This window comes from Pseudoalteromonas sp. J2K-J599, assembly GCF_059295115.2.
The window spans coordinates 723689-736762 of the sequence record NZ_CM200272.1; the positions used below are offsets into that span (position 1 = coordinate 723689).

Consider the following 13074-nt stretch of genomic DNA (forward strand, 5'->3'; position numbering starts at 1 on the left):
TCGAATAATTAACAAACAAAAACAAGTCTAATAGGGGGGCGGTGACCCTTTTATGGCATATTCAATATAGGTGAGAGTTTTATTAAGGCTGAGTAAACTCAGCCTTAATAGCGTGTATTTACAATTGGTTTTTATAAACAACACCTGCTTTCATTACAAAAGGTACTGCCTCTAAGGTTTTAATACTTTTAAGAGGATTTGCTTTAACCGCAATTATATCAGCTGCAAATCCGGTTTTAATTTGTCCTAACTGAGTATCCATTTTTAATAACTTGGCGCTATTAATAGTTGATGCTTGAATGGCTTGTAGTTCTGTCATGCCAAATTCAACCATGCGGCTAAACTGTTTTGCATTATCTCCGTGCGGGTAAATTGCTGCATCGGTACCGAACACCATTTTAACACCCGCTTTTACAGCACGGCTAAAGCTATCACGTTGCCTTTTAGAAACTTGGCGCTCTTTATTTAGGTTTTCTTCGTCTACGCCGTTTTGCTCGCCATAAGTTAGCGTATATTCGGTGTTATAAATATCCATAGAAAGCCAAGTACCATGCTCTTTGGCAAGCGCTATCGCTTCGTCATCTAAAAAGCTGGCGTGTTCAATACTATCAACACCTGCTTTAATGGCTGTTTTAATCCCGCTTGTACCGTGTGCGTGAGCAGCTACTGGTAAATCTCGCATATGGGCTTCATCAACGATGGCTTTCATTTCTTCAAAAGAATACTGCTGTGCACCTACTTTAGTCCCTTTTGAAAATACTCCACCTGTGGCGCAAAACTTAATAGCATTTGCCCCGTATTTAATATTTTCGCGTACTTTTATACGCGCAGCCCATGGACCGTCTGCGACGCCACTTGAAGTATATTTAAGCTCAGGAGGTAATCGGTTGTTATCACAGTGCCCGCCAGTAATGCCGAGTGATGGGCCTGCAGCCCAAATACGAGGGCCAACTATGTCACCCGCATTTATGCCGTCACGCACCGCTATAACGCTGTAACCTTCTGCGCCAACATTACGTACTGTTGTAAATCCAGCTTCTAAGGTTTTTTTAGCAAAATGAGCCGCTTTAATCGCCATTCTAGGAACTGACTGGCCTAAACGTTCACTGCGCGGAACCGTAGGGTCGCTTGTTAGATGCACATGCATATCCATTAAACCTGGCATAAGGGTTAAATCAGGGAGTTGAATATGTTTATCATCTTTAGACAGCGTTGGTTTTTTATTTTGTTCAATGTTTGTAATTACGCCATCATCAATAGTAATTAAAGGGGATTTAATTAGCTTGCCATCTTCAACATCAACCATGGCTTTAGCCGATAGGTATGTAACTGCATGGGTATTAAATGTGGTTAAGCAAAGTAAGGCAATAGAGGTGCTGAGTAGTTGTTTTTTCATTTTATTTTTCTTTTAAATCATATTTGAATTAATAGAAATGTAACAAGCTCAGATAAAAGTGCAAATTTAATACGATGAATGCAATCTATCGTAATTTCTTTATTAAGCACGCTTTAATGCGCATAATTAAGAAACGATATTAAAAAGGATTAACATGAAATCAATTAAATTAGCATTAGTTGCCAGTGGCGTTATGTTTGCTTTAAGTGGCTGTATGAATACTGAGCTTAGTACACAGACTAATACCAGTACACAGTTAAACACAGTTAACGCATCGGCAGGTATTGTTTCAGAGCTTTCAGCAGAGCAACAGCTCGATGTACTTGTTGCACAGTATTACGATGAATCGCTCACATATAGCCCTATCAGCGCAACGTACAGTGGTCGTAACGAGTTTAACGATCAATTTACGCCTGAGATTTCAAAAGAAAATAGAGCTAAAAAAGCGGCTTTTTATAAAAAATATCAACAGCGTTTAAACTTTATAGATAAAGCACAGTTAACAGGGCAGTCGCTTTTAAGTTTTGAAATATTAGAGCGCGACCTTGCACTTAAATTAGAAGGCATGCAGTTTCCTGATTATTTACTACCAATAAATCAAATGGCGGGTGCGCATAACACCTTTGCAGGTTTTGGTTCAGGTCAAAGTGCTCAGCCGTTTAATACCGTTGAAGATTACACCGCTTTTATCTCGCGTAGCGAAGGTTTTGTAAAGTGGCTTGCCAGTGTAGAGCGTTCAATGGCGCAAGGCATTAAACTAGGTATTACGTTACCAAAACCACTTGCTGAAAAATTACAGCCACAATTTGCAGCTCATGTAGTTAAAAATGCCGAGGATTCACTATTTTGGGGACCAATTAAAAAATTACCAGAATCGTTTAGCGCACAGCAAAAGCAAAAAATTACAGCGCAGTATCGTCAATTGATTATGCAGCACTTAGTACCGGCTTATAAAAGCATGAGTGACTTTTTAGCTAATCAGTATATTCCTAATAGTCGAGAAAGCGTAGGTTACAGTGATTTACCAAACGGTAAAGCGTGGTACGAATACCAAATTAAGAAAAACACAACGCTTAGCTTATCTGCAGATGAAATTCATGACATTGGTTTAAGTGAAGTGTCGCGCATTTTAAGCGAAATGAAAAAAGTAAAAGAAACCGTAGGCTTTAAAGGTGAACTATCTGAATTTTTTGATCATTTACGTGATTCAGATGAATTTTACTACGACACGCCCGAGGAGTTAATTGCAGCATATGAAAACGTTAAGAAAAAAATAGATGCGCGTTTGCCTCTGCTTTTTAACATAGCACCCAAAGCACCTTACGTTGTAAAAGCAGTTGAAGCCTACAGAGCGCAGTCGGCAGCAGGTGCATCATATGCATCTCCGGCACCTGATGGCTCCCGCCCTGGTATTTTTTATATCAATGCTTATAACTTAAAAGCGCAGCCTAAATTTTTACTCGAAACTTTATCGATTCACGAAGCAGCCCCGGGCCATCACTTTCAAATAGCACTTCAGCAAGAAATAGAGGGCTTACCTGATTTTCGTAAATTTGGTGGTTATACCGTGTTCGCAGAAGGTTGGGCGCTATACGCAGAAAGCTTAGGCAAAGAGCTAGGCTTATTTACCGACCCTTATATGTGGTATGGACGTTTATCGGATGAGCAATTACGCGCAATGCGTTTAGTGCTTGATACTGGTTTTCATGCAAAAGGGTGGACGCGTCAACAAGGTATAGATTACATGCTTGCAAATTCGTCTATGGCAAAGAGCGATGTAATTGCTGAAGTAGAGCGATATATTGCATGGCCAGGACAAGCGCTTTCTTACAAGTTAGGGCAATTTAAAATTCAAGAATTACGTGATTTTTCTAAAAAACAACTGGGTGATAAATTTGATATTAAAGCGTTTCACACGCAAATATTAATTGATGGCGCATTGCCAATGCCAATTCTAGAGGAAAAAATTAAGCGTTGGGTTAAATCTCAAAGCTAATTTGTAGCGCAAAGCCAGTACTTTGAAAGGGTATTGGCTTTGCGCCATTTACAGCAATACGTTAGAATGCGCGCTCTTTAGGGGGCACGAGTAAACTATGTTTGATCAACAATTAGCAAATACACAATTTTGGCTTAAAAAAAGCTTAAGCGACATGAGTCAAAACGAATGGGAAGCCATTTGTGATGGATGCGGAAAATGTTGTTTAAATACGTTTATTGATAGCGAAGATGAAGACGAATTTACCGCCACCGATCAGTTACGCGAAGGTGAGCAATTAATATTTACTAATATTGTATGTCAGTATCTTGATAACAACACCTGTGGTTGTAGCGAATATGAAAACCGCCAAACGCTTGTTCCTTCTTGTGTAAAACTCACAAAAGAAAACCTTAAAGACATCTTTTTTATGCCACAAAGCTGCAGTTACCGTCGTTTACATGAAGGTCGTGGTTTGGCTTCTTGGCACCCATTATTAAATAGTGGCGATAAAACAAAGATGCATGAGCTAGGTATTTCTGTAAAAGACAAAACAGTAAAAGATTGTGATGTAAAGCTAGATGATTTTGATTTATACATTGCAGAGTGGCCAACAAAGGACGTAGATTAATGAGTAAACAACAAGCCGTAATTGGTTTAATCAATCCTAAAAGCCCGACTAATGTTGGCGGTGTATTGCGAGCAGCAGGCTGTTATGACGCCAAACAAGTGTTTTTTACCGGTAATCGTTACTTAAATGCCAAAAAATTTCATACAGATACAAAAAATGTAGTGGAGCGTATCCCTTTAACCGAAACTGATAGTTTAGAAGCGGTAAAACCAGAGGGTGCTACCGTTGTTGTCATTGAGCTTATTGAAGGGGCAACACCTTTACCTGAGTTTAAACATCCTGAAAATGCATTTTATGTATTTGGCCCCGAAGATGGCTCTGTACCAAAAGACGTTTTAAAGTGGTGTGATGAAGTAGTATATATTCCAACTATTGGCTGCATGAACTTAGCGGCAACCTGTAATGTAGTTTTGTATGACCGCTTAGCTAAATTAGGCGGCGTTGAGAGTAGTGACGATACTATTATTAGCTCTCGTGATACAAACAATAAAATGAGGTGGCAAAAAAGCTGATTAGTTAAGGTTTATTTGTGCAAAAGTGATAGTAGTAGCTAAACTTAAAAACACTATTAATCACAAATAGATACTAAAATGCGCTGGTTTTATTTTATATTATTGCTAACAACTAGTAATAGTTTTGCTGAAACATCGGTTGAGTATTTTCAAAATGGTACTCAACACACCTTAACTGGGCATTCCCATAAATCAGGGGTGCTCTATGAAGCTAAAAACTCCAAACAAACACTTCATCTAGCCACACTCGATTGGCCTCCCTATATTGGTAATAATGTATGTAATAAAGGCTGGGTTTATCAATTTTCAATTGCCTTGTTAAATAGTAAGGGCTACAGCGTATATATTGAATTTTTGCCTTGGGCAAGAGCGGTACGAAATGTAGAACTAGGCAGGGCTGACATACTAATGCCTGAATACTTTATAGAAGATACAGCCCCCTCCGATTATGTTGATGGTAAAACACGTCGAGAATTACTCGGCTTATCTAATTCCTTTAAAGGTGGCAAAATTGCTTTTTTAAAAAGGAAAGGCGATACAGACCATTTCACAGGAAACTTGAACTCGCTCAAAGGGCTTAAGATTGGTGTTGTTCGAGGGTATCAAAATACGCCAGAGTTTGATGCCATGATGGACAATGGCGAGTTTGAAGTTATCACCTCTGTTGATGATTTACAGCTTGTTAAGCTACTGACTGCTAAACGTGTTGATTTGGTTATAGGCGATCCTCAAGCTTTGAAATCATCTGTGGCTTACTCCTCTTTAACTAAACCAGAAAAACAGTCTTTGCTTTCTTCCATTGAGCAAGAAAGCATTCCTTTGCAATATAACTCGTTATATTTTGCCATTAGTAAGCGTGCGCATAACTGGCTTTTAGTATTAGAGGATATAAACGAAGGGCTTTATCAGTTTAATAACAGTGGCGAAATAGACCGAATTATTAGAGCGACAAATACACAATGTGAATAATCCTGTTGGAACGTTCCATAAGTGCGCTGACTAATTTATATTTAAACATGTAAAATCGTTTTCAACTTGTTAATGGAGTGAAAACGACGTGAGTGAAATAAATACAAACCAATCATTCGCGGTCAACGAACAGCCAAATAAAAATTATCTGTTTCCACTGACTGCAATGACGACCCTATTTTTTTTATGGGGCTTTATTACTGTTTTAAACGATGTACTAATACCACGCTTAAAAGGCGTATTTGATTTGAGCTTTTTTGAAGCGATGCTAGTACAGTTTTGCTTTTTTGGGGCTTACTTTATTGTTTCTATTCCTGCGGGGCTTTTAGTTAAGCAATTTGGTTACAAAAAAGGGATTTTAACTGGTTTAATTGTGGCTTCAATGGGGTGTATGTTGTTTTACCCTGCTGTTGTAGTACATGAATATTGGCTATTTTTAGGCGCTTTATTTGTACTTGCTGCAGGCGTAACAGTACTTCAGGTTTCTGCCAATCCTTATGTTGCTGCTCTTGGCAGCGAAAAAACAGCTTCTTCTCGTCTAAATTTAGCACAAGCACTTAATGCGCTTGGTACTACCGTTGGGCCTTATGTTGGTGGTTTATTATTTTTCGGTACTGCAGGTAGTTTAGCCGCATCGGCAGCAACTGCTGAATCTGTAAAAGTGCCTTATTTAATGCTTGCTGGCGCTTTATTACTTATCGCTATTGTATTTGCCTTTATAAAGCTTCCAGAAATTGAAGCCCACAAAGAGGAAAATAATACAGCAATTGAATCTCGTTCGTTAATGCAAGCACCGCAATTAACTATGGGTGTACTTGCTATATTTTGCTACGTAGGTGGGGAAGTTGCCATTGGCAGCTTTTTAGTTAACTACTTTGGTGAGGCGCACATAGCAGGGCTTGAAGAGCATACTGCGGCCGCACTTATTAGTTATTACTGGGGCGGGGCAATGGTAGGACGTTTTATTGGCTCTGTATTATTACAAAAGATTGCACCTTCTAAAGCTATAGCGTTTAATGCATTTAGTATTATTGCGCTATTATTGATCACTATTTTTACTCAAGGTGACGTCGCTTTATACTCAGTATTGGCAATTGGTTTATTTAACTCAATTATGTTCCCGACTATATTTTCAGTTGCAATCGAGCGACTAGGATCATTGACGAGCAAAGGTTCTGGCTGGTTATGTTTAGCAATTGTTGGTGGTGCACTTGTACCATTACTGCAAGGGTTTATAGCTGATACAGTAAATATACAGCAAAGCTTTTTTGTTCCAATGTTATGTTATGTATTTATTGCATGGTACGGTTTAAATGTTGTTCGCTTAGCAAATAAGTGGAAATAACAGACTATACAAGAGTGACTGAATACGTATTCAGTCACTTATAAAGCTACAGTTAATAGGAACGTTCCATAAAAAATAAATCTAGTCATTAATTATTTTAATATTAGCCAGCTACCCACCAAAGCCTATTTTTTTACAATCCTTTATTCTTATTTTTCATCAATAACCTAACTGTAAGTCTCTTTTACTAGGACATTTAGCTAAATTTTTGCTAAAACAGTAAGGCTAATAACGATAAATAATAAAAAGGATGTATATGCTTAACTCGTTGAAATTTACTTCCAAAGTGACTATTGCAGCCTCCTTAATTTTGGTTTTGGTGCTAGGGTTATTTACTTTTAATAACTACATTGCGATGCGCAAGCAAACCGAGCAGCAGTTAAGCCTGGTATTGCAACAAAATTCCGAATCTGTTTCACAAAATATAGCGAGTTGGTTAAATGCAAAGTTGGCGATTGTAATATCAATTGCTAAAACCCATAAAGCGAATGATTCTAAAGCACTCACCCTTTCACAATTAAATACAGCAGAGCTTGCTGGAAGCTTTAAAAATACGTATATAGGTAAATCTAGCGGCACGTTTATATTAAACGATCAATCAGTTGTATTACCTGCAGATTTTGATGCGACTTCTCGTCCTTGGTATAAATTAGTCGAAAACAAATCAAATACCGCTTTTACAACTCCTTATATTGATGTAACCACTAACGAGCTTACAATTTCAGCGGTAGTACCCATACTCCAAAATAGTCAGTTTAGCGGCGTTGCAGGTGCCGATATCGATATGCAGACCGTGACAAAAATTATCAACGATATTGACTTTTTAGGACTCGGTTATGGTTTTTTACTCGATAATAAAGGCCAAGTGTTAAGCCATCCAAATGCTCAGTTAAACTTAAAAAATACATCAGACATATTTGGCACGAATACGCCTTTACAAAGTGAGTTTACCCAGTACGAGATAAACGGAGAGTCTAAGCTTATTTCGTTTACAAAAATTAGTGGTATTGAAAACGTAGATTGGTACCTAGGTGTTGTTATAGACAAAGATAAAGCGTATGCCAGTGTCTCTAATTTTGGCCAAACCGCAGCTGTTTTTATGGTGATAGGAATTATCACTATTATAATTATGATGCAGCTTTTATTACGCTATTTAATGCAGCCAATGAATCGTTTAAACGATGCTATTAAAGATATAGCACAAGGTGAGGGCGATTTAACAAGGCGTTTAACCGTTGAAAACGACGATGAATTTGGCGATTTAAGCTATTCATTTAATATTTTCATCGAAAAAATTCAGCATTCAATAGAACAAGTAAAAGAGTCTACAAAGCAATTAGATACAGCTATTGAGAGCTTGGTATCACAAACACATTCTTCGCTGTCTATGTATGATGATCAAAGTAAACGAACCGATAGCGTTGCAGCAGCTATCAACCAGTTTTCTGCCACATCAATGGATATTTCAAGTAATGCAGAGAGTGCATCGCAGCTTGCTAAAAATGCAGATGAACACTCAACACAAAACCAAGAAGCATTAAGCCACAGTGTTGCAACTATCCACCAGCTCTCGGGTAATATGGAAAAAGCTCAGCAAACTATAAACAGTTTAAATACGCATACAGCCAGTATTGGCCAAGTGCTTGAAGTTATTAAAGGTGTAAGCGAGCAGACTAATTTATTGGCACTTAATGCCGCAATTGAGGCGGCTAGAGCAGGAGAGGCGGGACGCGGTTTTGCCGTTGTAGCAGATGAAGTTCGCCAATTAGCGCACCGCACTCAACAGTCAACGCAAGAGATTGAAGACACGGTTAGTCAGTTGCAAAAAGGCTCAAACCTTGCTGTAGAGCTTATGAAAACAAGCCTTGAAGGCAGTGAAAAAAGCGTGCAACAAGCCGATGCTGTTGGCAATTTAATGAGCCATGTTATACAAGCGATTCAACAAATTAACGATGCAAATCACTCTGTGGCCACTGCAACAGATGAGCAAAACCAAGTTGTTAAGTTATTAGATACAGATATTCAAACAATTAATTCGCTTTGTATACAAGGCAAGGCCAACTTAAATGACACGCTTGACGAATGTACCAAACTAAAACAACAGTTTAGTGCTTTAGAAAATATGGTTCAAAAGTTTAAAGTATAAAATTAATGACTAAAAAAAATGTGAATAAACCAAATTGGCTCAGTCTGATAAATATCGACAGTGTTTATAGCTCAGACATGCAACGCAAAGCGTTTTCCTTATTTACCATGATTGGGATTTCAATTGTGTTGATCGCAGTATTAGTGTTTTTTAATTATAAGCTTTATTCGCCACTACTAACCGCTTCATTAATTATCGTTAACATTACAAATATAAGCTGTTCTATCTACTTTATAAAAACGGGTAACCTGCAAGTTGTGGCATTAATAAGTGTGAGCATTGTGTGCATGATGTTTGTTGCACTTGTTTATACCGGGGGTAAAGATAATACCGCGCTATATTGGCTAATGTTTTATCCTGTCGTAACGTTTGCATCTTTAGGGGTTAGATTAGGTGCTTGGTTAGGCTGTACCTTACTGTTTTCTTGTATTGTTATTTTATACGGCCCTGACTTTGGTCAAGTTAGCTATGGCAACGTAGAAAAAACACGTTTTATAGCGTCCTTTTCTATGGTGTTTTTATTCTCATTTATTGGTGAGTATTTTAGGCATAAAAGCCACATGGCTATTGCCGATATTACGCTAGAGCAAAAACAAGATGCTTATACTGACCCCCTTACTGGCATAGCAAATAGGCGTTTTATTACCTCTCATTTTTTAAAGCTTGCTCAAACACGCCCAGAGCAGTACTTACCTTTTTCAATTTTGTTAATTGATTTAGATAATTTTAAATCTTTAAACGATACGTATGGCCACGATTTTGGTGATACGGTATTGATAGAATTTACCAAACTTCTTGAGTCTCAGTTTTTGGCAACTGCGTTAAAGGCCCGTTATGGCGGTGAGGAATTTGTTGTTATTTTACCGCAGCTCACAGCCTCTGCAGCCTCTGTAATTGCGAACAAATTTCGAGAAGCCGTGGCAGGGCATGTTATATTTACTGATGACAAGCAGCGTATTTCAATCACCTGTAGCATTGGTATTTCCCAAGTAAATAAAGTAACTGATTATGATGATTCATTAAAGCAAGCTGATGAAGCTCTTTATAGTGCAAAGGCTGCTGGTCGCAATAGAGTCGTCTCAAACTAGTTGAAGGATTAATATGTCTCAAAGTAAGTTAATATATGTTCATGACCCAATGTGTAGTTGGTGTTGGGGTTACTCACCAACCTGGCTTAAGCTAAAATCAGAGCTTGCTGGTAAAGTGGCAATTGAATATAAAGTAGGTGGCCTAGCACCCGATAGCCAAGACCCAATGCCACAAAATATGAAAGAGATGCTTGAGGGAACTTGGCATAAAATTTCAGCGCAGTTAGGTACGCAATTTAATTATGATTTTTGGCGCAACTGCCAGCCAAGGCGTTCAACGTATCCCGCATGCAGAGCTGCACTTATAGCGCGTAAAGCGGGTAAAGAAGCTCAAATGGTGGCTGCCATTCAACACGCTTATTACCTAAACGCACAAAACCCGTCTGATGAAAGTACATTAATTAGTTTGGCTGAAAAAATTGGCTTAAATAAAGATGAGTTTTCGGAGCAGCTAGCGTCAAGCGAGCTTAATGATGAATTTAAAGCGGAGTTATCGTTTGTTCGTACTTTACCAATTCAAGGTTTTCCCTCACTAGTGCTTATTAAAGATAATAAAGCTTACCCTATAGAAATTAATTATACCGATTGGCACTATTCCCTTAATCAAATTAATTCAATTTTGGATTAACCACCTTCTTGCATCTTCTTAATTGGGGTATTTGGCCAGCAAGTACCCTTATTGGCGTTAAAACCTCCTCGTAAGTCTTAATTGTTACCATTGTCATAAAAGCGACTTTTTTGCGCAACATCCTTGTCATGTTTCATCTATAAACTCCTGCTCATTGAATTATTAAGTCATAAATTATTTATATAACAAAGTTTATGACCTAAAAAAACAAACTAGCAAATCCGCTAACTAACGAGTAAAGGTGTATGCGATGAAAGGCGTTAAACCATTAATCTTAGCTGGTATTGTGGCCGCAAGTGCAGCAGTACACGCAAACGATTTAGATAAGGTTATTGATAAAAGCAGTGAAATTAATAAATCAGCTGCGCAATCACAAACAAAAATAGACAAGATTGCAGATTCAATGCAAGGACGTTTACAGCAATTTAAAACCCTCAATAAAGAGATTGATGGTTTAGCTGTATACAACGCCCAGCTAACTAAACAATTAAATAATCAAATAGAAGAGATGGAATCTTTAAACCTGTCAATGGATCAGGTTTCTATTATTGAACGTCAAATTACTCCGCTAATGCTTAGAATGATTGAAGGTCTTGAGCAGTTTGTATCTTTAGATATTCCATTTTTAGCTGATGAGCGCACTAAGCGCGTTACGTCTTTAAAAGAAATGATGAATCGTGCTGATATTAACTCAAGTGAAAAATTTCGCCGTGTACTTGAAGCGTATCAAGTAGAAGTTGACTACGGGCGCACTATTGAAGCTTATACCGCACTTTTAAATGTGGATGACAAAGAGCGTGAAGTTGATTTTTTACGCATTGGCCGTTTAGAGCTTATTTACTTAACACGCGATGGCAAAAAAGCAGGTAGTTGGAATGCAGATACAAAATCATTTGAAGCATTACCAGACTCTACAATAAGCCAAATTAATAAAGGTTTACGCATTGCGCGTAAACAACTTGCCCCAGATATGTTAACTCTGCCAGTACATGCAGCAGAATAAGAGGTTGAAAATGAAATTGTTTACTCAAATGACAAAAATAGCTCTTTTTGCTGCAAGCCTAAGCATTACTGGTGCAAGTATAGCGGCAGAGCCAATGAACTTAGATTCATTACTTAAAACGCTCGAAAATGGTAAATTAGCTCAAAGCGAGCAAAATAAACAACGTGAACAAGAGTTTGCTGCTCGCCAAAACGAGCAAGTACAAACACTTAAAAATACCCAAGCAAAGCGCAATCAAATGCTGGTGGAATCTGAACGTCTAGAAACGCAATTTGAAGAAAACGAAGTAAAACTTGCTAACTTAACAGACACGCTTTCTAAACGAATGGGTTCGCTTAAAGAGTTGTTTGGCGTTCTTCAACAAGTTGCAGGGGATTCTAGTAATAAATTTGCGACATCAATAGTATCTGCTCAGATTGCTGGGCGCAGTACGTTTATGGATGACCTTGCTCAAAAGATGGGTTCAACTTCAAAACTTGCGTCAATAGAAGATATTGAAAAAGTATGGTTTGAATTACAACGCGAAATGACCGAGCAAGGTAAAGTAAGTCGTTTTAACGCAAGTGTTATTGTTGAAGGCGGTACTAAAGCACAGCAAGAAGTTGTGCGAGTGGGGGCATTTAACCTTATATCAAACGGTAAGTATTTAGAGTTTAATTCCTCGACTAATTCTTTGAGTGAATTAACTCGCCAACCTGTATCGCGCTTTACTGCAACAGCAGAAGAGCTACAAAGCACTAAAAGTGGCGTGGTGCAATTTGCACTTGACCCAACAGGCGGCTCTATTCTTGGTTTATTAGTACAAGCACCTGATACACAAGAACGTGTTCATCAAGGTGGCACAGTGGGTTATGTGATTTTAGGCGTAGGTGTTATTGCACTTCTTATATCACTTGAGCGTTTTTTCTCACTATTGATTATGGGCGGTAAAATTCGTCGCCAGCTTAAAGATACAGTTGCACGTGATGACAATCCGCTTGGACGCGTAATGAAAGTAAAAGATCAATTTCCAAGTGTTTCACACGACACACTGGAGCTTAAACTAAGTGAAGCTATTTTACGTGAAATGCCAAAAGTGACGCGTAATTTAACACTTATCAAAATCATCTCTGTTGTTGCGCCGCTACTAGGTTTATTAGGTACGGTAACCGGCATGATCAATACATTCCAAGCAATCACCTTATTTGGTACTGGGGATCCTAAGCTTATGGCGGGTGGTATTTCTCAAGCGCTAGTAACAACGGTATTGGGCTTAGTGGTCGCCATACCAACGGTATTTTTATACACCTTACTTAATACGCGCGCTAAAAATATCTTGTTAACTATTCAAGAGCAGAGCGCCGGTATTATTGCAGAGCGAAGCGAGAAAGGAGCATAAACC

11 protein-coding genes are annotated in these 13074 nt (G+C 38.3%); 10 read left to right on the plus strand and 1 reads right to left on the minus strand.

Annotated features, from left to right (window positions below; genetic code table 11):
* Positions 1 to 118 precede the first annotated feature (118 nt).
* Positions 119 to 1396 carry a Xaa-Pro dipeptidase gene (locus tag AC5NT5_RS20030; protein WP_494513557.1) on the minus strand — a complete coding sequence of 426 codons (1278 nt, stop codon included), beginning with the start codon at positions 1394 to 1396 and terminating at the stop codon, positions 119 to 121.
* 154 nt (positions 1397 to 1550) lie between these two features.
* Here AC5NT5_RS20030 and AC5NT5_RS20035 point away from each other — a divergent pair, with 154 nt between their 5' ends.
* The 10 genes from AC5NT5_RS20035 to AC5NT5_RS20080 all read left to right on the plus strand — a co-directional run bounded on the left by AC5NT5_RS20035 (position 1551) and on the right by AC5NT5_RS20080 (position 13071).
* Positions 1551 to 3392: a DUF885 domain-containing protein gene (locus AC5NT5_RS20035; RefSeq protein WP_494513558.1), complete on the plus strand. Its 1842-nt coding sequence runs from the start codon at positions 1551 to 1553 to the stop codon at positions 3390 to 3392.
* Positions 3393 to 3489: 97 nt separating this feature from the next.
* Positions 3490 to 4002, plus strand: coding sequence for a YcgN family cysteine cluster protein (locus AC5NT5_RS20040; protein WP_149592900.1), 513 nt, complete (start codon positions 3490 to 3492; stop codon positions 4000 to 4002).
* Entirely contained in the window at positions 4002 to 4514 is a 513-nt protein-coding gene (locus AC5NT5_RS20045) for an RNA methyltransferase (RefSeq protein WP_494513559.1), read from the plus strand. The genes AC5NT5_RS20040 and AC5NT5_RS20045 overlap by 1 nt, the downstream gene beginning before the upstream one ends.
* Before the next feature lie 78 nt (positions 4515 to 4592).
* Positions 4593 to 5483, plus strand: a complete 891-nt coding sequence (locus AC5NT5_RS20050) for a substrate-binding periplasmic protein (protein ID WP_494513560.1) — start codon at positions 4593 to 4595, stop codon at positions 5481 to 5483.
* Positions 5484 to 5571: 88 nt separating this feature from the next.
* The gene (locus tag AC5NT5_RS20055; protein WP_494513561.1) at positions 5572 to 6828 is read left to right on the plus strand and encodes a sugar MFS transporter; all 1257 of its coding nucleotides are present in this window, start codon (positions 5572 to 5574) and stop codon (positions 6826 to 6828) included.
* Positions 6829 to 7084: 256 nt separating this feature from the next.
* Positions 7085 to 8974: a methyl-accepting chemotaxis protein gene (locus tag AC5NT5_RS20060; protein ID WP_182724729.1), complete on the plus strand. Its 1890-nt coding sequence runs from the start codon at positions 7085 to 7087 to the stop codon at positions 8972 to 8974.
* A gap of 5 nt (positions 8975 to 8979) precedes the next feature.
* A complete protein-coding gene (locus AC5NT5_RS20065; RefSeq protein WP_494513562.1) occupies positions 8980 to 10062 on the plus strand; it encodes a GGDEF domain-containing protein in 1083 nt (360 codons plus the stop codon).
* Between the two features lie 13 nt (positions 10063 to 10075).
* Positions 10076 to 10690 carry a DsbA family protein gene (locus AC5NT5_RS20070; RefSeq protein WP_182724727.1) on the plus strand — a complete coding sequence of 205 codons (615 nt, stop codon included), beginning with the start codon at positions 10076 to 10078 and terminating at the stop codon, positions 10688 to 10690.
* A gap of 250 nt (positions 10691 to 10940) precedes the next feature.
* Positions 10941 to 11693 carry a DUF3450 domain-containing protein gene (locus AC5NT5_RS20075; RefSeq protein WP_004334751.1) on the plus strand — a complete coding sequence of 251 codons (753 nt, stop codon included), beginning with the start codon at positions 10941 to 10943 and terminating at the stop codon, positions 11691 to 11693.
* A gap of 10 nt (positions 11694 to 11703) precedes the next feature.
* Positions 11704 to 13071 (plus strand): MotA/TolQ/ExbB proton channel family protein, encoded by a 1368-nt coding sequence (locus tag AC5NT5_RS20080; protein ID WP_182724726.1) that lies wholly within the window; start codon positions 11704 to 11706, stop codon positions 13069 to 13071.
* Positions 13072 to 13074: the final 3 nt, after the last annotated feature.

Bases quoted from the DNA above. Each gene is read 5' to 3' on its own strand.
- AC5NT5_RS20040 (WP_149592900.1), top strand. From the start codon at position 3,490: ATGTTTGATCAACAATTAGCAAATACACAATTTTGGCTTAAAAAAAGC.
- AC5NT5_RS20060 (WP_182724729.1), top strand. From the start codon at position 7,085: ATGCTTAACTCGTTGAAATTTACTTCCAAAGTGACTATTGCAGCCTCC.
- AC5NT5_RS20075 (WP_004334751.1), top strand. From the start codon at position 10,941: ATGAAAGGCGTTAAACCATTAATCTTAGCTGGTATTGTGGCCGCAAGT.
- AC5NT5_RS20080 (WP_182724726.1), top strand. From the start codon at position 11,704: ATGAAATTGTTTACTCAAATGACAAAAATAGCTCTTTTTGCTGCAAGC.
- AC5NT5_RS20050 (WP_494513560.1), top strand. From the start codon at position 4,593: ATGCGCTGGTTTTATTTTATATTATTGCTAACAACTAGTAATAGTTTT.
- AC5NT5_RS20035 (WP_494513558.1), top strand. From the start codon at position 1,551: ATGAAATCAATTAAATTAGCATTAGTTGCCAGTGGCGTTATGTTTGCT.
- AC5NT5_RS20070 (WP_182724727.1), top strand. From the start codon at position 10,076: ATGTCTCAAAGTAAGTTAATATATGTTCATGACCCAATGTGTAGTTGG.
- AC5NT5_RS20030 (WP_494513557.1), bottom strand. From the start codon at position 1,396: ATGAAAAAACAACTACTCAGCACCTCTATTGCCTTACTTTGCTTAACC.
- AC5NT5_RS20045 (WP_494513559.1), top strand. From the start codon at position 4,002: ATGAGTAAACAACAAGCCGTAATTGGTTTAATCAATCCTAAAAGCCCG.
- AC5NT5_RS20065 (WP_494513562.1), top strand. From the start codon at position 8,980: ATGACTAAAAAAAATGTGAATAAACCAAATTGGCTCAGTCTGATAAAT.